22 protein-coding genes are annotated in these 19,668 nt (G+C 53.5%); 11 read left to right on the top strand and 11 right to left on the bottom strand.

The window, feature by feature from the left end:
• Positions 1-10 precede the first annotated feature (10 nt).
• The 3 genes from M9H61_RS12060 (at position 11) to M9H61_RS12050 (ending at position 3,418) form a co-directional block, all read left to right on the top strand.
• Positions 11-955 carry an alpha/beta hydrolase gene (locus M9H61_RS12060; RefSeq protein ID WP_101247327.1) on the top strand — a complete coding sequence of 315 codons (945 nt, stop codon included), beginning with the start codon at positions 11-13 and terminating at the stop codon, positions 953-955.
• Between the two features lie 312 nt (positions 956-1,267).
• Positions 1,268-1,681, top strand: coding sequence for a universal stress protein (locus M9H61_RS12055; protein WP_250280633.1), 414 nt, complete (start codon positions 1,268-1,270; stop codon positions 1,679-1,681).
• A 66-nt stretch (positions 1,682-1,747) separates the two neighbouring features.
• The gene (locus M9H61_RS12050) at positions 1,748-3,418 is read left to right on the top strand and encodes a BCCT family transporter (protein WP_114114108.1); all 1,671 of its coding nucleotides are present in this window, start codon (positions 1,748-1,750) and stop codon (positions 3,416-3,418) included.
• 96 nt (positions 3,419-3,514) lie between these two features.
• Here the strand turns inward: M9H61_RS12050 and M9H61_RS12045 are convergent, their stop codons facing one another.
• Positions 3,515-3,976, bottom strand: a complete 462-nt coding sequence (locus tag M9H61_RS12045) for an META domain-containing protein (protein ID WP_250280632.1) — start codon at positions 3,974-3,976, stop codon at positions 3,515-3,517.
• Between the two features lie 218 nt (positions 3,977-4,194).
• Between M9H61_RS12045 and M9H61_RS12040 the strand changes: the two genes are divergently transcribed.
• From M9H61_RS12040 to M9H61_RS12015, 6 genes are all read left to right on the top strand, one after another.
• Entirely contained in the window at positions 4,195-5,190 is a 996-nt protein-coding gene (locus M9H61_RS12040; protein WP_250280630.1) for an Ldh family oxidoreductase, read from the top strand.
• Between the two features lie 296 nt (positions 5,191-5,486).
• Positions 5,487-6,332 (top strand): phosphonate ABC transporter ATP-binding protein, encoded by an 846-nt coding sequence (gene phnC / locus M9H61_RS12035; protein WP_068519971.1) that lies wholly within the window; start codon positions 5,487-5,489, stop codon positions 6,330-6,332.
• A 68-nt stretch (positions 6,333-6,400) separates the two neighbouring features.
• Entirely contained in the window at positions 6,401-7,417 is a 1,017-nt protein-coding gene (gene phnD, locus M9H61_RS12030) for a phosphonate ABC transporter substrate-binding protein (protein ID WP_068519969.1), read from the top strand.
• Positions 7,418-7,486: 69 nt separating this feature from the next.
• The gene (phnE, locus tag M9H61_RS12025; protein WP_250280628.1) at positions 7,487-8,299 is read left to right on the top strand and encodes a phosphonate ABC transporter, permease protein PhnE; all 813 of its coding nucleotides are present in this window, start codon (positions 7,487-7,489) and stop codon (positions 8,297-8,299) included.
• Positions 8,300-8,303: 4 nt separating this feature from the next.
• Complete coding sequence (locus M9H61_RS12020) at positions 8,304-8,951, top strand: chloramphenicol acetyltransferase (RefSeq protein WP_250280626.1); 648 nt, start codon at positions 8,304-8,306, stop codon at positions 8,949-8,951.
• A 136-nt stretch (positions 8,952-9,087) separates the two neighbouring features.
• Positions 9,088-9,786, top strand: coding sequence for a DUF1045 domain-containing protein (locus M9H61_RS12015; protein WP_250280624.1), 699 nt, complete (start codon positions 9,088-9,090; stop codon positions 9,784-9,786).
• Between the two features lie 62 nt (positions 9,787-9,848).
• Here M9H61_RS12015 and phnN read toward each other — a convergent pair whose 3' ends face one another.
• The 8 genes from phnN to phnG are packed head-to-tail and all read right to left on the bottom strand — an operon-like array spanning position 9,849 to position 16,273.
• Positions 9,849-10,454 (bottom strand): phosphonate metabolism protein/1,5-bisphosphokinase (PRPP-forming) PhnN, encoded by a 606-nt coding sequence (gene phnN / locus M9H61_RS12010; RefSeq protein ID WP_250280622.1) that lies wholly within the window; start codon positions 10,452-10,454, stop codon positions 9,849-9,851.
• On the bottom strand, positions 10,451-11,593 hold the full coding sequence (locus tag M9H61_RS12005; RefSeq protein ID WP_250280620.1) for an alpha-D-ribose 1-methylphosphonate 5-triphosphate diphosphatase: 1,143 nt from the start codon (positions 11,591-11,593) through the stop codon (positions 10,451-10,453). The genes phnN and M9H61_RS12005 overlap by 4 nt, the downstream gene beginning before the upstream one ends.
• Positions 11,586-12,290, bottom strand: a complete 705-nt coding sequence (phnL, locus tag M9H61_RS12000; protein ID WP_250280618.1) for a phosphonate C-P lyase system protein PhnL — start codon at positions 12,288-12,290, stop codon at positions 11,586-11,588. The genes M9H61_RS12005 and phnL overlap by 8 nt, the downstream gene beginning before the upstream one ends.
• A 13-nt stretch (positions 12,291-12,303) precedes the next feature.
• A complete protein-coding gene (gene phnK, locus M9H61_RS11995) occupies positions 12,304-13,077 on the bottom strand; it encodes a phosphonate C-P lyase system protein PhnK (RefSeq protein ID WP_101247360.1) in 774 nt (257 codons plus the stop codon).
• A gap of 8 nt (positions 13,078-13,085) precedes the next feature.
• The gene (locus M9H61_RS11990) at positions 13,086-14,012 is read right to left on the bottom strand and encodes an alpha-D-ribose 1-methylphosphonate 5-phosphate C-P-lyase PhnJ (protein ID WP_250280616.1); all 927 of its coding nucleotides are present in this window, start codon (positions 14,010-14,012) and stop codon (positions 13,086-13,088) included.
• 4 nt (positions 14,013-14,016) lie between these two features.
• Entirely contained in the window at positions 14,017-15,150 is a 1,134-nt protein-coding gene (locus tag M9H61_RS11985) for a carbon-phosphorus lyase complex subunit PhnI (RefSeq protein WP_228196029.1), read from the bottom strand.
• 2 nt (positions 15,151-15,152) lie between these two features.
• On the bottom strand, positions 15,153-15,761 hold the full coding sequence (gene phnH, locus M9H61_RS11980) for a phosphonate C-P lyase system protein PhnH (RefSeq protein ID WP_250280613.1): 609 nt from the start codon (positions 15,759-15,761) through the stop codon (positions 15,153-15,155).
• The gene (gene phnG / locus M9H61_RS11975) at positions 15,758-16,273 is read right to left on the bottom strand and encodes a phosphonate C-P lyase system protein PhnG (RefSeq protein ID WP_250280611.1); all 516 of its coding nucleotides are present in this window, start codon (positions 16,271-16,273) and stop codon (positions 15,758-15,760) included. The genes phnH and phnG overlap by 4 nt, the downstream gene beginning before the upstream one ends.
• 131 nt (positions 16,274-16,404) lie before the next feature.
• Between phnG and phnF the strand changes: the two genes are divergently transcribed.
• Entirely contained in the window at positions 16,405-17,118 is a 714-nt protein-coding gene (gene phnF, locus M9H61_RS11970) for a phosphonate metabolism transcriptional regulator PhnF (RefSeq protein WP_114114097.1), read from the top strand.
• 135 nt (positions 17,119-17,253) lie between these two features.
• On the opposite strand, the gene M9H61_RS11965 is transcribed toward phnF, so the two are convergent.
• Positions 17,254-17,889, bottom strand: coding sequence for a trimeric intracellular cation channel family protein (locus M9H61_RS11965; RefSeq protein WP_068519953.1), 636 nt, complete (start codon positions 17,887-17,889; stop codon positions 17,254-17,256).
• A gap of 10 nt (positions 17,890-17,899) precedes the next feature.
• Positions 17,900-18,853, bottom strand: a complete 954-nt coding sequence (locus M9H61_RS11960) for a LysR family transcriptional regulator (RefSeq protein ID WP_250280609.1) — start codon at positions 18,851-18,853, stop codon at positions 17,900-17,902.
• Between the two features lie 101 nt (positions 18,854-18,954).
• Here M9H61_RS11960 and pcaH point away from each other — a divergent pair, with 101 nt between their 5' ends.
• Positions 18,955-19,668 carry a protocatechuate 3,4-dioxygenase subunit beta gene (gene pcaH / locus M9H61_RS11955; protein WP_068519950.1) on the top strand — a complete coding sequence of 238 codons (714 nt, stop codon included), beginning with the start codon at positions 18,955-18,957 and terminating at the stop codon, positions 19,666-19,668.

Genomic DNA, 19,668 nt, shown 5'->3' with positions numbered 1-19,668 from the left:
AGGTTTCCAAATGTCGGATTCCGGCCCGGTTTCATTCGATATCAGTTATGACCCGATGCCCGAAGAAGAGGGCATCCGTGCTTTCATTGCCAAATGCGACAGCCTTTATCCACCTGATGCGGTTGCCGCCGGGATCGAACAGCAGCGCGTCTGGTATGATGTGTTATGTTCGTATTTCGGCCGTGCGCGTCCGGATGGCATGCACATTCAGGATGATGTTATCGGAACGGTTCCGGTGCGCCATTACCGTCCGGAAACCCTTGGTACACCGCACAGAATTCTTTACATGCATGGTGGCGGGTTCGTGGTTGGATCATGTGACAGCCATGATGCAATCTGTGCCGATATTGCAGAAAGTGCACAGGCAGAACTAACCGCAATCGATTACCGGTTGGCACCCGAATATATCTGGCCTGCACAGCATGAAGACTGTCACACCGTGATGCACAGTTTGCTGATGGCGGGGAAAAAGATCGTTCTGGTGGGTGACAGCGCGGGCGGCATGTTGGCGACCGGATTGGCATTACGTGCCAGGGATGATGGCTTTGGGGATCGTATTCTTGGTCAGGTACTAATTTATCCGGCACTTGGCGGGGATCTTAACTGGCCCAGTTACGGCCAAATGGCCAGTGCCCCGGGTTTAAGCACCGATGATGTCATTTATTACCGCGACGTTTTGAAAGCGCCGATGGATGATCCGGTGGCGCATGCCTTGTCCGTGGATGATCTTCGCGGGTTGCCGCCGACCTATATAACATCAGCCTATTTCGATCCGTTACGTGATGACGGACGTGAATATACCGCGCGCTTGGCGCGGGCAGGCATTTGGGTTCAATACCGGGAAGAACCACAAATGATCCATGGCTGGCTGCGTGCCAGATATATGAGCCCCGGGGCCAAGGACGGCTTTGCCCATGTGTGTCAGGCCATCACCCGCATGGTCAATCAGGAATGACTGCGCGCTGTTATGTTCCGTGATCCGCGTAGCCCTGCACTCTGATATTTTCCGCCATTTCGATGATGTTATTGTCGGATCATAAATAATAAATCTTAACCGCTGTAAGCGGCGTAAATCACTTATGGTTATTGTGGTGTTGATGCAAAATCATTGTGTTCTTTTAATTCGTGATTTGAATATCTAATGTCTTTGATTTTTGCCGGTTCTTCCCGTTTTTGATTTGTATTCAATGACCTGTTATCATCTCTGAACTTTGATTTCGACCGAAGGATTGGCACGTATATTTGCGTGCACACAACGGAGGAATGAATGTATCAGAAGATGCTTGTGCCGGTGGATCTGGCCCATATCGACAAAATGGAAAAGGCCATTCAAACGGCCATCGATTTGGCAACACATTACAAATCCGAACTTTGTTTCCTTGCGGTCGGGACAAATACCCCGTCTTCGGTGGCGCACAGCCCCAAAGAGTTCGAACAAAAATTGTCGGATTTCGCACAGGAAGCAGCCGGTAAATCCGGGTTGAAAGTCTCTGCGGATGCGGAAATTGCCCATGATCTGGCAACGGATCTGAGCAAGATTTTGGTGCGCAAAGCCGATGAACTTGGCGCCGATGTGATCGTTATGGCGTCGCATATTCCGGGCATTGCCGACCATATTTTTTCATCTCATGGCGGATATGTTGCATCACACGCGGATCAATCCGTGTTCCTGGTGCGTTAAACAAGCACGCCTTTGAGTAAAGACGGCTAGGGGTAGCTGTTTAATCACGAAGCTAGGGAGTTTGAAATGGGGTCAGAAGCTGATACGGGCATTGAAAGCCCGGATGGTGCAGCGAACCCGATCGAGACCGATTATGAAATCGGTCAAGACAATATCCAGACAGAGATCGGACCGTTTGGTCTTGATGTGCACAACCCGGTCTTCATGATTTCCGGGTTGTCGATTGTTGCTTTTGTGTTTCTGACACTGGCTTTTCAGGAAAGTGTCGGGCCGATGTTCAATGACCTGCGTGGCTGGTTGACGTCGACCTTTGACTGGTTCTTCCTGTCCGCGGCCAACATTTTTGTTATTTTGTGTCTGTTTCTGATTGTGTCACCGCTTGGACGGGTCCGTCTTGGCGGCGCAGATGCGACACCCGATTATTCCTATTCGGGTTGGTTTGCGATGCTGTTTGCGGCTGGTATGGGCATCGGGTTGATGTTCTATGGCGTATCAGAGCCGATTTCGCATTTCTCGTCCTCGATCGGGGGCACTGCGTTCGGCGATGACGGCATGCGCACGGACTGGGCACCTTTGGGTGCGGCGGTCGGTGATGCCGATGCGGCGTTTGATCTTGGAATGGCGGCAACCATTTTCCACTGGGGACTTCATCCGTGGGCAATTTACGCGACGGTCGCGCTGGCCTTGGCGCTGTTTTCCTTTAACAAGGGCCTGCCTTTGACAATGCGTTCGGTGTTCTATCCGATCTTTGGCGAACGTGTGTGGGGTTGGACCGGTCACGTTATTGACATTCTCGCAGTATTTGCCACCCTGTTCGGGCTTGCGACGTCCCTTGGTTTTGGCGCTGAACAGGCCAATGCCGGGCTTGATTTCCTGTTCGGGATTTCAGTGACCGACGGATCGAAGGTCTTTCTGATCATTGCCATTACCGGTGTTGCGCTGATTTCGGTTTTGGCCGGGCTTGATGCCGGGGTCAAACGTCTGTCGGAAATCAATATGGTACTGGCAGCCTTGCTGTTGCTGTTTGTGGTTCTGGTTGGTCCGACCATGGATATCATCAAGGGGTTCTTTACGTCTCTTGTTGCCTATGTCGAATATCTTCCGGCCCTGTCCAACCCGGTTGGTCGTGCTGATACCAACTTCAGCCAGGGATGGACGTCATTTTATTGGGCATGGTGGATTTCCTGGTCACCGTTTGTTGGCATGTTCATCGCGCGTGTTTCGCGCGGGCGTACAGTGCGTGAATTCATCACCTGTGTTCTGATCATTCCGTCACTTGTATGTGTCTTCTGGATGACGGCGTTCGGCGGTACTGCCGTTCACATGGTCAGCGAAGGTGTAACTGCCATTGCCGAAGCCGGTCTTCCGATCAAGCTGTTCACAATGCTTGAACAATTGCCGATGCATGCGATCACGTCATTCTTGGGCATTATTCTGGTGATTGTTTTCTTTGTGACATCATCGGATTCAGGATCGCTTGTGATCGATACGATCACTGCTGGCGGCAAGGTTGATGCACCGGTTCCCCAGCGTGTTTTCTGGTGCACCTTCGAAGGACTGGTTGCGATCGCATTGCTGTTGGGTGGCGGGCTTGGCTCGTTGCAGGCGATGGCCGTATCAACCGGCTTCCCGTTTGCGATTGTGCTGTTATTGGCCTGCTTCTCGATCATTCAGGGGCTGCGTACCGAACCGGCAGCAGTCGGTCCGAAATCCGAAGCAACCAAAACCGACGACTGATTTCCGGTTTGAAAGCGATCGAAAAAATCGCTGGAACCAACAAAAGGGCGCCAAACGGCGCCCTTTTTATTTGCGTTCATCAAGCCGTTTATTGGCTTACGGGGCCTTGGTTGTAAACGTCATGATGGTTTTGCCATCCCGGTCAATCAGAACCAGTTGGTCATTGCCAAGTTTCCAGTGCGTGACCTGAGTTGTCGCATTGTTAAAAGCTGCCTCGATCGCCATCGCGCCATTAAGGCACATCTTGCGGGTCGCGCCGAGTGGCGAAAATGTCAGTTGATTGCCATCCTGATCATAGGTGCCAAAATAACTGTTGCAGCCCGAAGACCCGTTAACCTTTCCATCCTCTGAAAAGACAGCACTGGGTTGCATTGGCGATGTCGGTGTAAATGTAAATGTCTGTCCGCCATTGGACAGCATGGTTAGGTGCCAGTCCTTGCCCGTGACATTTTTCCAGGCACCCCCGGTATTCATCTGTCCGGTCGTATTGCATGCAGACAAAATCAGCGCGCCTGTCATTGCGACGGCGGAAAACATGATCGGTTTTGTGGTGCGCATGTCACTATCCCTGTGTTGGCTGTGGCTGATGAAGATGAAACGTATCGAAAGTTTAAGGCAGGATTTTAGCACAACTTCAGATGTTTGCGCCGACAGGTCATATGATGTGCAGTGCAAGAAAACGGTAAAACACCTTTGCCTGTTGACCGGGCATCGGCTTATTGTAACAGCAATCCCGCCCATGGCGTTTTCCGCTGTTACCCAAGGTCATATCCATCATGAAAATTTCCCTGTCAGATGCTCATACGCTTGTTTGCGATACTTTGATGCGCTGCAATGTCAGCCGGAACAATGCAGCATCCGTTACGACCGCGCTGGTTGCCGCAGAAGCATCCGGACAGGGTGGTCACGGTTTCCGGCGCGTTCCGGCCTATTCCGCACAGGCCCGCGCAGGAAAAGTCGATGGCAATGCTACGCCGCAAATGGAAAAGTCGGCACCGGGTGTCCTGCGGATTGATGCGCAATACGGGTTTGCTTATCCGGCGCTGGATTTGATGATGGATCATTTGCCTGACATGGTCCGCCAGCAGGGGATTGCTGTTGCATCAATTTTTAAATCCCATCATGCCGGTGTTATGGGACTGACGGTCGAACGCCTTGCAGAACAGGGTTTGGCGGCGATGATGTTCGCCAATGCCCCGGCGGCAATGGCGGCGTGGGGCGGTCGGCGCCCGATGTTCGGGACCAACCCGATTGCTTTTGGGGTGCCGGTCGGAAGTGCAGGCGATCCTGTGATCATTGACCTTGCTCTGTCGAAAGTCGCACGCGGAAAAATCATGGCGGCAAAGCAAAAGGGTGTCGAAATTCCCGATGACTGGGCATTTGACACGGACGGGAACCCGACAACCGATCCCGTCAAGGCACTGGATGGAACCATGGTCCCTGCTGGCGGCGTCAAGGGTGCAGCATTGGCAATGATGGTCGAACTTCTCGCAGCCGGTCTCACCGGGGCACAATTCGGTCATCAGTCATCATCCCTGTTTGATGACAAGGGCAAGCCGCCTGCTTTGGGCCAAATGATCATTGCAATTGATCCGGCTTCGACGGGCGGGGCCGGTGTCATGGATCATCTTGCTGCGATTGCTAATGAAATTGCCGCCGAAGACGGTGTACGTCTTCCGGGACGGCGCGGGAAATCAGCGCGCGCCATTGCTGAGGTGGACGGCCTTGAAATCGAAGATGATGTGATGTTCGCAATCCAAGCAATCACGTAAAATAAATAACGATATATTTTTAATGAAAATCTGCACAGTCATGGCACATATGTAAATTTTTGTTTTGAGATATGCTGATTTATTTTCCTGTTTTTAGATTATCATTTTAAATATGATTTATCTGCATCGATATATTTTTGAAATTACTGAAAATACATTTGATGTATAGACAAGTTTGATTGTTGTTGGCGTAAACAGAGCACCGTAATCATCGAACTGTAACATCAGTGTCACCGTAGAGTCGCCATTCATGCGTAGCTTCGTCATCCAGCGAAACACATGCAGGCGATTTCTTGATGCTGGTTGTAGATATTTCTGGGCTGAACAAAAGCTTTACCCGTGACAAACGCGCACTGAAAAATGTGAAGTTACAGGTGCGGGAAGGCGAAATGGTTGCGCTTATCGGCGCTTCCGGTTCGGGAAAATCAACATTGATCCGCCATGTTGCCGGATTGCTGCGTGGTGATCGCGACGGCGGCAAGATCGTCGTGTTTGGCGAAACAATTCAGGAAAATGGCAAGATTTCGCGCGGCGCCCGCAAGGTGCGCGCAGAAATCGGTGTGGTTTTCCAGCAATTCAATCTGGTCAGCCGCCTGTCGGTTTTGACCAATGTGCTGATGGGGCTTTTGGGGCGCGTCCCGGCCTGGCGCGGATCACTTGGCCTGTTTACCAAATCCGAAAAAATGCGTGCCATGGCCGCATTGCATCGTGTCGGTATTGATGCGCATGCGACCAAAAAGGCCCGCAATCTTTCCGGCGGGCAGCAACAGCGCGCAGCAATTGCGCGGACCATCACCCAGGGTGCGCGTCTTATTCTTGCAGATGAGCCGATCGCGTCGCTTGATCCGGCATCCTCGCGCAAGGTGATGAATACCCTTGATCGTGTGAACCGTGAAGACAACGTGACCGTGATCGTGTCCCTTCATCAGGTTGACTACGCAAAAGACTATTGCAAACGCACCATCGCCATGCGTGATGGTGCTGTCGTATTTGACGGGCCCTCGACCCAGTTGACGCCGGAATTCCTGCGCGAATTGTATGGCGAATATTCTTCCGAGCTTTTTGCAGATGGTTCCGGGGATGAAACACGTCCCGCGATTGAGCCGGTTGCGAAAAAGGATCTGGCCATCGCGACAAGCTAGCCGGGTCACGTTTTGACTGCCTTACCTCATCGACACACGTCCAATTCATATTTGACAGGGGACTTCTTATGATCGCCAAGACAATTGCATCTGCAGCACTGGCTGCAACCTTGCTGGCATCGGGCATTGCTGCTGCTGATGTTGAGTACAAGCCGCTCGAGCAGGATCCGGAAAAACTGGTTTTCGGCTTCATCTCGACTGAGTCGAGCTCGAACCTCAAAGCCCAGTGGCAGCCGATGATCGATGACATGGAAAAAGCGCTCGGCAAAGAGATCGAGGCATTCTTTGCCCCGGACTATGCCGGCATCATCGAAGGCATGCGTTTTGGCAAGGTTCATGTTGGCTGGTTCGGCAACAAGTCGGCGATGGAAGCCGTTGACCGTGCTGGTGGTGAAGTTTTCGTTCAGACGTCCAAATCCGATGGTTCGAACGGATATTATTCCCACATCATCACCCAGGCTGATAACGACAAGCTCAATACCCTTGCCGACATGCTGAAATGTGATGGCTCGCTCAATTTCGGTATCGGTGATCCGAACTCGACCTCGGGCTTCCTGGTTCCGACCTATTACGTTTTTGCGCAGAACGGTGTTGATCCGAAGGATTGCTTCAAGACCGTTCGCAATGCGAACCACGAAACCAACCTGATGGCGACCGCCAACAAGCAGGTTGATGTTGCTGCCAACAATTCCGAGCAGCTCGCACGTACCGAAATGAACAAGCCGGAAATCACCGAAAAGGTCAAAGTGATCTGGACCTCGCCGCTGATCCCGTCTGACCCGATGGTTTACCGCAAGGACCTGTCGCGCGAACTGAAGTCCGAAATCAAGGCCTTCTTCCTTGGATATGGCCGTATGGGCGACGTTGAAGGTGCCAACAAGGTTCTGGCAGGTATCCAGGACGGTATGGGCAAATTCATGGAAAGCTCGAACGCACAGCTTTATCCGATCCGTCAGCTTGAACTTTATAAGAACAAGCTGAAAATCCAGAACACCGAAGAACTGTCAGCAGACGAAAAAGCAGCACGCGTTGCTGAAATCGACAAGAAACTGGCTGAACTCGAAATCCTCGTTTCCTACGAGTAATCGATCTTCCGACAGGGAGCGCACGGACCGTGTGCTCCCTGTTTGCATTTACCATCCGGGATTAACACGATGAATAGCAGCATTTCTTCCGCGTCATCTGTCGCAACGGAGCTTCCGCCAAGGGACCTGAAACGCTCGGCAACAAGCTTTTTGCTTTGGGCGGTCATTCTTGGTCTTCTGGCCATGTCGTGGGAAGGTGCGGATATGCGCCCGATGGCCCTGTTTGAAAACAGCGGCAATATGGTCGATTTCGCAGAAGGCTTTTTTCCGCCGGACTTCCTGATGTGGAAGACCTATGTCGAAGAAATGTGGATCACCATCCAGATCGCGATCTGGGGAACGGCGCTTTCAATCGTGTGCTCGATCCCGTTTGGCATTTTATCCTCTGAAAATATCGTGCCGGTCTGGGTTTATCAGCCGGTTCGCCGTTTGATGGATTCCTTCCGCGCCATTAACGAAATGGTCTTTGCCATGCTGTTCGTTGTGGCAGTCGGGCTTGGTCCGTTTGCCGGTGTTCTTGCACTCTGGATCCACACCACGGGTGTTCTTGCCAAACTGTTTTCCGAGGCCGTCGAGGCAATTGATCCCGAGCCGGTCGAAGGTATCCGCGCAACCGGGGCCAATGCGCTTCAGGAAGTTATTTTTGGCGTGATCCCGCAAGTCCTGCCGCTTTGGATTTCCTATTCGCTTTACCGGTTTGAGTCCAACGTACGGTCGGCCACGGTCCTTGGTATCGTCGGTGCGGGCGGGATTGGCATGGTGCTTTGGGAATATATTCGCGGGTTCTATTACGCCGAAACCGCTGCTGTCATGATCATCATCATCATTTCGGTCAGCCTGCTTGATATGGTTTCCCAGCGTCTGCGCAAGTTGGTGACGTGATCAGATGAGTTTTCAAATCACGCAGGCCAAACCGGCCATGAAGGCGCTTTCGGAATATCCTACCATTGATGGCACTGCGACGGTTGTTGATTGCGAAATGGGTGTTTGGACCGAGGTCGGCCCACGGACATCGATGCGCGAAACGAAAATGGGTGACTATTCCTATGTCGTGAATGACAGCGAGATCATCTATTCCGATATCGGAAAATTCGTGAATATCGCGGCCCATACCCGCATCAATCCCGGACAACATCCGATGGACCGGGCATCCATGCATCACTTCCAGTATCGATCAAGCGCCTATGAGCTTGGCGATGATGATCCGGCCTTCTTTGACTGGCGTCGGGAAAAACGCGTGACACTTCATCATGATGTCTGGATCGGTCATGGTGCGATTGTGCAGGGCGGGGTGACCATCGGTATTGGATCAGTTGTCGGTTCCGGTGCCGTGGTGACCAAGGATGTGCCGCCATACACCATTGTGACCGGCATTCCGGCAAGTCCCCTTCGTCCCCGGTTTGAAGCCGATATCATCGATGCCCTGTTGCGCATCCAATGGTGGGACTGGTCCCATGATATGTTGCGCGAACGGCTGGTTGATTTCCGAAGCCTTCCGGTACGTGATTTCTGCCTGAAATACGATACGGTCTGATCCGGTATTGATGTTTGATTTTGCGATGCGCCGAAGATGAAATTCTTCGGCGTTTTTCATCAAACGGGTGTTGCGCGTTGGCGCGACAATTCCCAAGATGGGGCTCGGTCCCATGGCATTCCGTCAAAGAGAAATCATGTCAGAATATCAACGCTATGCCCTTTATTATGCCCCGGCACCGCAAAGCGGCCTTGGGGCTTTTGGCAATGCCTGGCTGGGGCGCGATGCCGCAACCGGAAAGGATGTTGCGCGGCCGGTTGTCGACGGACTTGATGATGATGAAGTCGTTGCGGCCACAACATCGCCTGCCCGTTATGGTTTTCATGGGACTTTAAAGCCGCCCTTCGCCCTGAATGACGGGCAAAGCAGAACCGACCTTGAAACCGCGATCAAAGATGTTGCTACACAAATCAAACCGGTCACTTGTGGCCCCCTTAAGTTAAAGGCAATCGGTCGCTTTCTGGCGCTTGTGCCAACCGAACCCTTGGGCGATCTTAGCGCGCTTGCAGCATTGCTGGTGCGTGATCTTGATGATTTTCGCAAACCCGAAGACGAAGCAGCTATGAACAAGCGCCGCGCGGTGGGGCTTTCCGATCGCCAGGAAGCCAATTTGGTCAAATGGGGATATCCCTATGTGATGGAAGAATTCCGGTTCCATCTGACCCTGACCAACAAGCTTGAAGATGATCAGGTTGCGCGCTTTGAAAAGGCATTGGTACCCGTTGTTGCGCCGCTTTGTACTGAACCGTTTGAAGTTACCGATATCTGCCTGTTCGGGGATCCGGGGGACGGCAAGCCATTCCGGTTTTTGCAAAGATTTGCCCTTAAGGGCTAAACAAAAAATGCTGCAGCAAAAACTGCAGCATTTTTTGTAATGTTTCGTCGGAGGGACAGGGTTCAGGCCCGATTGGCGATCGCGTGATCAATCTCGATGGCGGCGATGAAGCGTGTGATACCGGTTTCAAGATCGGCATCATTATCGACATGAACGATATTGTCGCCATCGATCTGATAGGCGGACGCACGCGCAAGACGTCGTTCGATATCAAGAATGTCCTCACGCCCGCGGGTTTCCAGACGTTTGCGCAAAACATCCCTGCTGGCCCGAATGTTCAGAACCCGGACCTGACCATGACCGATCAGGGATCGGGCATCATCGATCACACTGCGTGATACATTGACGATGACGGTTTTGCCATTTGCCACATCATCCTGCACATGGCGCGGAATGCCATAGCATAGATCATGCGCTTTCCAGCTCAGCAGAAAGGCACCCTGTCGGGCCATCTGAGCGAAATCCTCCGGTCGGACCGGAATGTGGATTTCCCCAACCGACCCGGCCGGGCGGGTGATGCAACGCCGCGGAAAGCAGATATGCGCTGCATCTTCCAGCCGTTCCCGTGCCGCATCCAGAAGGGTGTCCTTGCCAACGCCACTTGGGCCGACGACAAGGACCAGAAGTCCCGGTTTTATCGCGCCATCATGGGTATGGCGTTCGGTCATGACACCCGAACACCTTCACGCCAGACCCCGCGCACAATCGGATGATGCGGGGAATGATGCACCCGGATCAGATCGCCACGCTTGCCCGTGGCAATTTCACCACGGTCTGTCAGGCCCACTTGCGTTGCCGGATTAAGCGTTACGGTGCGAATGGCGCGCGGCAAATCATAGCCGTCAAAATCATCAAACAGTTTCATCGCCCCGTGCAGCAGGCTGTGCGGGACATAATCACTTGAAATGATATCAAGATAGCCATTCCTGGCCAGATCGCCTGCCGCAACGTTGCCGCTATGGGAACCGCCACGTACAAGGTTCGGTCCCCCCATCATCACGCCAAGTCCGCCTTCATGCGATGCCTTGGCTGCTTCAAGGGTGGTCGGGAATTCGGCCACGGTCATCTTGTCCTGCACGGCCTCGGCAACATGTTCGGCAGTTGCGTCATCATGACTGGCAAGGGCAAGGTTCTTGGCATGTGCCAGATCCACCACATGACGGCGATGTTTGACGGAATAAAGTTCGGAATCGCGTTTGCGCGATGCGATGAATTTCCGCATTTCTTCGTCGCTCATGCCGTATTTGCCCTGATAGTAGGTGTAATAGGCATCAAGGCTGACGAACTGGCGCTGACCGGGTGTGTGGTCCATCACCGAAAGCATCTTGACCAAAGGCAGATCAACAAGGTTATCAAGTGCCTCGATCAGTCCGCCATAAGACGTTTCGCACCGCAGATGCAGTTTATGATCTGCGCGCAGAAGCTTGTTTTCAAGTGCATGTTCAAGGGCGGTAACCGATTCAATCAGGCGTTCGATACGTTCCGAGCCATCGGTCACATCGCCAACTGAAATGGCATCAAACACCGTGGTGATCCCCGCACTTGCCACCTGGTTGTCATGGGCGACAACGGCCGCCGTAGCGGGCCAGCGGGTTTTGGGGCGCGGCGTCAGGTGCTTTTCAAGGTTGTCGGTATGAAGTTCCACCAGCCCGGGCATCAGGTAATCGCCACCCATATCCTCGGCGCCGGCAATGTTGGATGGCCGGTCGGAAACATCAGCAATCAGTCCGTCTTTGATCTGGACGGCACCGTCAATGACTTCATTGGCCAGGACGAGTTTGGCATTGGTAAAAATCTGTTCAGTCATTGGCCCCAACTTTAAACGAAGTCACATCAAACGACCCGGTGCACACCGCATCACGGGTTTCATGGTCATGGAAAATACCGGCGATCGCCGCCCCACGTCCCTTGGCTTCTTCAATCAATGCCAGAACAGTGGCACGATTTTGGGCGTCAAGCGATGCGGTCGGTTCATCAAGCAGCATGATCGGGTAATCGGCAATAAAACCACGGGCAATATTCACCCGTTGCTGTTCGCCCCCCGAAAATGTCAGTGGCGAAAGTTGCCACAAACGTTCCGGAATGCGAAGCCGGGTCAAAAGATCGCGTGCCTTGTCCATCGCGGTTTCGCGGGCAGTACCCAGCGCAACCAGCGGTTCGGCCACGATTTCAAGGGTCGGCACACGCGGGATCACGCGCAGGAACTGGCTGACATAGCCCATGGTGCGCTTGCGCACCTCAAGGATCGAATGCGGGCTGGCGGTGGTGATATCAAGCCAGTCACCATCATGGAACACCTTGATGGATCCGTCAGAACACGTGTAATTGGCATAAAGCATGCGCATAAAGGTACTTTTCCCCGAACCCGACTCACCGGTCAGCGCGATGCATTCCCCACCCGAAAGGGCGAAATCAACACCCTGAAAAACCGGAATGGTTACGCTGCCCTGGGTATGGAGCGTAAAGCTTTTGGCGACGTTTTGAGCATGAAGCATTTCAGACATTTTCCCGCCCCGGTCAGTTCTGAAGAATGGAAGAAACAAGCAGCTGCGTATAGGGATGCTGCGGGTCATCAAGAACCTGATCGGTCAGGCCATGTTCAATCACCTTGCCCTGTTGCATCACCATCAGCCGGTGCGACAGAAGCCGGGCAACCGCCAGATCGTGGGTGACAATAATCACCGCAAGATTAAGGTCGTGAACCAGCCCGCGCAGCAGATCGAGCAATCTGGCCTGAACAGAAACATCAAGGCCACCCGTGGGTTCGTCCATGAAAACGAGGCGCGGGCTGGTTACGAGGTTGCGGGCAATCTGCAAACGTTGCTGCATGCCGCCCGAAAAGGTCGATGGCAGATCATCAAGGCGTTCGGACGCAATTTCGACCTTGCCAAGCCATGCATCCGCATTGCTTCGGATATTGCCGTAATGACGATCCCCGATCGCCATCAGGCGTTCGCCAATATTGGCCCCGGCGCTGACATTCATGCGTAACCCGTCACGCGGGTTCTGATGAACAAACGCCCAGTCGGTCCGCATCAAAAGCCTGCGCTGGGCTTCGGACATCTGATAGACATCGCACACACCATCAATGCGGGTATTGTATTGAACCGTTCCTTTGGTCGGTTCTTGCTGGGCGGAAATACTGCGAAGCAAAGTGGATTTGCCCGAACCGGATTCCCCAACAATGCCAAGAACTTCGCCGGGGCGGAGCTCAAAACTGACATCCTTGCAACCAACCCGGTCGCCATACATCATGGTCAGGTTGTCCACACGCAAAAGCGGATTGCTCATCTGGGTCATTATTCTGCTGCCTTTTCGCGTGCTGCCTTGCCAAGCGGCTGGTCATGATGTTGCGGGCCGCGATGGCCGGCTTCCTGTCGTTCGGAACAGTAATCCGTGTCCGAGCAAACAAACATCCGGTTGCCCTGATCGTCGAGAATGACCTCATCAAGGTAACTGTCGCGGGCGCCGCACATGCCGCATTCATCTTTCCAGGTCTGGACTTCGAACGGATGATCTTCGAAATCGAGGCTTTTGACCTTGGTGTAGGGCGGCAGGGCATAGATGCGTTTTTCACGTCCCGCCCCAAACAGCTGAAGGGCCGCCATATCGTTCATTTTCGGATTGTCGAATTTGGGTGTCGGTGACGGATCCATCACATAGCGATCATCGACCATCACCGGATAGGCATAAGTGGTGGCGATGTGGCCGTGACGCGCAATGTCTTCATAAAGTTTCACATGCATCAGGCCGTATTCTTCAAGTGCATGCATCTTGCGCGTTTCAGTTTCACGCGGTTCAAGGAAACGAAGCGGTTCGGGGATCGGCACCTGATAAACAAGAACCTGATCTTCGCGCAGTTCCTTTTCCGGGATGCGGTGGCGGGTCTGAATGATTGATGCCTCGGCGGTTTTTTCGGTCGTCGCAACATTTGCCGTCTTGACAAAGAACTGACGGATGGAAACCGCGTTGGTGGTGTCATCCGCACCTTGGTCGATGACCTTAAGGGTATCGTTCGGGCCAATGACGGCGGCGGTTACCTGCACGCCACCCGTGCCCCAGCCATAGGGCATCGGCATTTCGCGACCGGCAAACGGGACTTGATATCCCGGAATTGCAACGGCCTTAAGCAATGCGCGCCGGATCATGCGTTTGGTTTGTTCATCGAGATAGGCGAAATTATAGGCCGTTGCCCCATCCGCCGAATAAGTGACAGTCTGTTCCATGGATTTACTCCGCGGCTTCGGGTTGGGATCGGGCGGTCTCAGTATCAAGCTTGGCCAGTCGTTCTTCGACTTCAGCCCGCATTCGGCGAACAAGTTCAAGTTCACCCTGGAAATCGACATAGTGCGGAAGCTTGATATGTTCAACAAAGCCGGTGGACTGGACGTTATCGCTATGTTCCATCACGAATTCGCTGTCCTGTGCCGGGCCCATGATCTGTTCGCCCATTTCATCGGCACGCATGGCACGATCCACCAGTGCCATGGAAATGGCCTTGCGCTCGTTCTGACCGAAAACAAGGCCATAGCCGCGGGTAAATTGCGGCAGCTTGGTTTTCGATCCCTTGAATTTGTTGACCGTTTCGCATTCGGTCAGTTCGATATCGCCAATATCAATGGCAAAGCCGAGTTCTTCGGGTTCGATTTCAACCGATACGGTGCCATAACGGATTTCACCAACAAAGGCGTGGCTGTTGGCGTATCCGCGCTGGGTCGAATATCCAAGCGCAAGAACAAACCCCTCGTCCCCGCGGCTCAGGTTCTGTAATCGAAGGTCACGACCGGCCGGGAACTTGACCGGTTCGCGGGTCAAATCGGCAACCGGTCCAGTGTCATCAACCGGAACAGGTTCGTCCTGAATAAGGCCCTCGTCATTCAGGATATCGTCCAGAACGCGGGGCATATGGTCATCCACCGGCTGTTCGCCGCATGGCGCATCAAGCGGTTCCTCGCCATTGGCCATCAAGGTGAAATCCAGCAGACGATGGGTATAGTCAAAGGTCGGGCCCAAAATCTGCCCGCCGGGCAAGTCCTTGAAGGTTGCCGAAATGCGGCGTGATATATCCATGTCCGCAGTTTTGATCGGCTTGGAAAAGGCAAAACGCGGCAATGTCGTGCGATAGGCACGCATCAGGAAAATCGCCTCGATCAAATCACCGCGGGCCTGTTTGATGGCAAGGGCGGCCAGATCGCGGTCATAAAGTGATCCCTCGGCCATGACGCGGGTCACCGACAGCGACAATTGCTGTTCGATCTGATCGGTTTGGATTTCGGCAACCTTTTTGTCGCCACGGCGCTGTTCGGCAAGCAGCCGGTGGGCATTGTTGATGGCGCGTTCGCCACCTTTAACGGCAACATACATGGTTAAATGACCTCAATCCGGGTGGTGCGCGAAAGGGCGGAAATCTGGGTCGGGCTTGCGAAAATCACATCAACCCCGCACGGGAACATGTGATGGTTTTCCGTGCGCCAGGCATGGAAGCTTGCTGGCAGGTTTTTGATCGCAAGGTCATGGCTGTCCTTGATCCCCGGCCCTGTCAGTTTCATTGCCGGTGCATTGGTGATGTCGTCGACCATCAGGATCAGGGTTGCCGATTGATCGGGATATTCAGCATTGCCCATCGAAAGACGTGTGATGAAGGAAAGGTCATCGTCAATCCGGGCAACGGCAAAGTCGGCCTGCGCAACGTCATCACTGATGGGGCAGCCGCAATGGAATTTCAGATGATCATTTGCGGATTTTGTTGCACTCGATGGCGACAGCCAGATGGTGGTGTCCATATCTGCCATGGTAAGGAGTGTCGCGGTGGCAGATGCATTCAGGCCATCAGGTGTGGCAATCGAAACCGGCAGGTCGTAAATGCGCCCGGGCCGCGACATAGTATCAAGCAAAACCCGGAAAACGGCATTCGAATCAAAGGCGGCATGGTCAAAGCCCGGCAGCAAGTCACTTGTCTGGGATTGCAGGGTCATTCATCTTCTCCGCGGACAAGGGTAAAGAAATCAACTTTGGTTGCGGCGACCTTGCGGGCATGGTCGCGTTTGGCATCGGCCTGTGCATTGGCAAGGTCATCAATGAAATCCCCGGCCGATCCATCGCGCAACATGACGGCATCAAACAGCGCGGCATATTGAGCCTGCAAACGGTCGCGACCCTTGACATAGGCATGGCCAACGGTGCCGTCCGAAAGCGTCACAGCACAGCGCGTTACGGTCATTTCCCCAAGATTGAAACGCTGCCCCGCACCACCTGCACACCCACGCACCATCACCATGCCGATCTGCGGTTCGCGCAACAGGGACCAATTCTGATCGCCATAACGGGTGGTCCATTCGCTTTCCAGAGCCGCACGTGGCGTGCGTGCAAGAACCGACATCCAGCGTTGCCGCGCAGCGGTCGCCTGATCAACAGGCTCTGTCTGGTTCTGATGAAGGGGATTGTGATCCTGGGCGGGCCCGTCTGTCCGGGCGGTATGCGCCGTCATCTGTCTGATCCTTTTCCAGCAAGTCGACAAATTCAAAATTTGTCTAGACGTCTATACATATTCACGTTATAAGACGATTCATCGAGCTCGGCAAAGGTCTTGCGGTGAAAGTTTTATGAACGGGGAAAGTGATGGATTGGGAGCCGGGACTATCTATCTGGAAACAAATTGAAAAGCAGCTTCTGGCTGATATTGCCGAAGGCGTGTTTTCACCCGGTGATAAAATGCCGACCGAGATGGAGCTGGTGCGCCGGTTCGGCGTGAACAGGCATACCGTGCGCCGCGCAATGGCGGCACTTGTCGATAGTCATGTGGTGCGTGTCGAACAGGGACGCGGTGCCTTTGTCCAGGAGCAGATCCTGGATTATCCGCTGGGATCCAAAACCCGATTTTCCCAGATCGTATCGGGGCGCCACCGTCTTCCCGATAAACGGCTGATCTCGTCAGAGGTGCTGAAGGCAAATGTAACGGTTGCCAATTGTCTTGATGTCAAACCCGGTACCCGCGTGATCGAACTGTTTTCCGTTTCCGAGGCCGATGGCATTCCACTGGCTGTGGCGACAAGCTACATGCCAGCAGCCCGGTTTGACGGCATCGTTGACATTTTTACGCAAACCAAATCCCTGACCGAGGCCTTCAAACGATTTGGCATTGATGATTACAGCCGCAAAACAACGCGAATTTCGGCGGCCTTGCCGTCATCGCGTGTGGCAAGTCTTTTGAAACAAGCCAAAAACCGCCCGGTTATTTCAACAGAAAGCATCGATGTTGATTCTGCCGGGGTGCCGATCGAATATGGCGTTACGGCCTTTTCAAGTGATCGGGTGCAGCTGATTGTCGAATGACAAGGCTTGCCAGGTATTTGTCAAAAGTTATGCTGGGTATCAGCCAAACATCAGCCTTGTTGCGCGATAAAGTCAGTTAACTCACTATGGATGCGGTGAGGCCAAAGGCGTCGGCTGAAAGCACCTGCATATGGCTTAATATTCGCGGCCGGGACGCGCTTTATAAACCGGGAAGCTCAGCTTGAATTTGATCGCACAGGCGCGCAGCAAAAATGCACAGAAAAACGCAATGATTGCCACCGGTCCACGCGGCAATTCCAGAACGGCCGTGCCAAGGACATAGATGCTCGCCCCCAGAAGTGCGCAGCTGATATAGATTTCCGGGCGCAGGATCAGCGGGATTTCGTTACACACAACGTCGCGGACCATGCCGCCAAATGTTGCGGAAATCATTCCCAGAATGATCGCGACCAGTGGCGCAACACCAAGATTAAGACCAATCGCAGCCCCGGTTACACCAAATAACGCAAGGCCAAGCGCATCAAGCCAGATCAGCGCCACATAGCGCCGTTCCACAAGATGAGCCGTGAAATAGGTAAAGATCGCAGCCCCGATACAAGTCACCACCCAGGCCGGATCCCGGATCCAGAAAACCGGCGTCGCCCCGGTGATCACGTCACGAACGGTGCCACCACCAATGCCGGTAAAGGTCGCAATCAGAACAAAGCCGACAACATCCATCTGGCGTCGCGATGCTTCAAGCGCGCCGGTTATTGCAAAAACGGCGACGCCCGCCAATTCAAGCCAATAAATGATCTGGGTAATGGTCATGACGTGCTGTCTAGCCTGTTTGTTGCGAAAGCGGGCGGTTCGATGGTGTGCGCAGTTTGGCAGCCACCACATCTTCAAGCTGGGAACGAAGCCATCTGTGTGATGGATCGTGCTGATATCGTTGGTGCCAGCACATATAGATCGGAAGATCGATGGTGTTGACGGCAAGTGTATCGAGTGGCACGGGCACACGCGCAAAATCACGCAGGGCATGCTGCTGCAAAAGGCTCGGCAAAGTTGCGATCATCTGGCTGCCCCGCAGAAATTCGGCAATGGCGGTAAAGTTAGGCACCCGCAAAACGATGTTACGATCAATCCCCTGATTTTCAAGCATATCATCGAATTCAAGGGTGCGGTTATTGCCGTAACGAACCGTGATATGGCGGGCTGACATATAGTCATCTGCATTTGCCGGGGCTGCGCGCATTTCGGGATCGAAAAACACCATGTAATGATCGGTCAAAAGGCGTTTCTGGACGATATCGACACCTTCGGGCGGGCGCGGCGAAATCAGAAGGTCACAGCGATTTTCGCGCAACAAGGCCGGACCGGGCAAAAGGGATGGCACAACCGTCATCCGGATTTCGGCAAGCTGCCTTTCAAGGCTTTCAAACAGGCTGGGCAACAACAGATCGCGTTGAAGATCGTTTGCGGCAATGGTCAGCGACAGGCGGGCATCGGCGGGATTGAAATCTGCCCCACTGGCAAAGGCCTGCATCTGATCAAGAAGAAACCGCGCCTGTTCGGCCAGGCTTTGGGCATGGGCGGTGGCAACAATGCCGCGCCCGGATTTGGTGAAAAGCGGGTCGCGCATGATCCGGCGCAGCTTGGTCAGATTGTGACTGACCGCTGATTGCGTCACGCCAAGCCGTTCGGCGGCTGCGGTTACCGATCCTTCTTCAAGGACGGCCAGAAACAACCGCAATGCATGCCCGTCCAGTTCCAAATGATCGAAATTGCTCATGAATTAAATGATAAATCATGCATTTATTTTATGCAATCGACTGCGCAGGATGTTCGCAACACCGGCACAAACCGGAACAAACATTTTGCGGAGGAAGATCAATGGAATTCTATCAGCGTGACAGAACGCTTCAGCCCGCGGGCTATACGCCGATTTATAAAACATCAGTCGCGCGTTCGCCGCGTCAGGCGATGTTGTCGCTTCAGGGATCATTATCCGAAACAACCGGGCCGGTATTTGGCCAGCACGAACTTGGTCCGCTTGATAACGATCTGATCCGCAATTATGCCAAGGATGGCGATCCGATTGGCGAACGCATCATCGTGCATGGTCGGGTTCTTGATGAAAACAATCGCCCGGTTCCCCATACGCTGGTTGAATTCTGGCAGGCCAATGCCGGTGGGCGCTATCGCCATAAAAAGGATACCTATCTTGCCCCGATTGATCCGAACTTTGGCGGGTGCGGGCGCGCGCTGACGGATGAAAACGGCTATTACTTTTTCCGCACGATCAAGCCGGGACCCTATCCGTGGCGCAACTATGTCAATAGCTGGCGTCCGGCCCACATCCATTTTTCGGTCTTTGGATCGGGCTTTGCCCAGCGTCTGATCACCCAGATGTATTTCGAAGGCGATCCGCTGATCAAGGAATGCCCGATTGTCCATGTCATTCCCGATGAAGATGCGATCAACCGCCTGATTGCGCCGATTGATCTCAATGGCTCAATCCCGCTTGATACCATTGCCTACAAGTTTGACATCGTTTTGCGCGGTCGTCGTTCGACCTTGTTTGAAAACCGTCTGGAAGGGAACTGA

The organism is Thalassospira sp. GO-4 (assembly GCF_023588965.1).
Taxonomy (GTDB): Bacteria; Pseudomonadota; Alphaproteobacteria; order Rhodospirillales; family Thalassospiraceae; genus Thalassospira; species Thalassospira povalilytica.
Note: the sequence above shows the minus strand (reverse complement) of the source record. Positions and strands in the feature narration are given on the sequence as shown.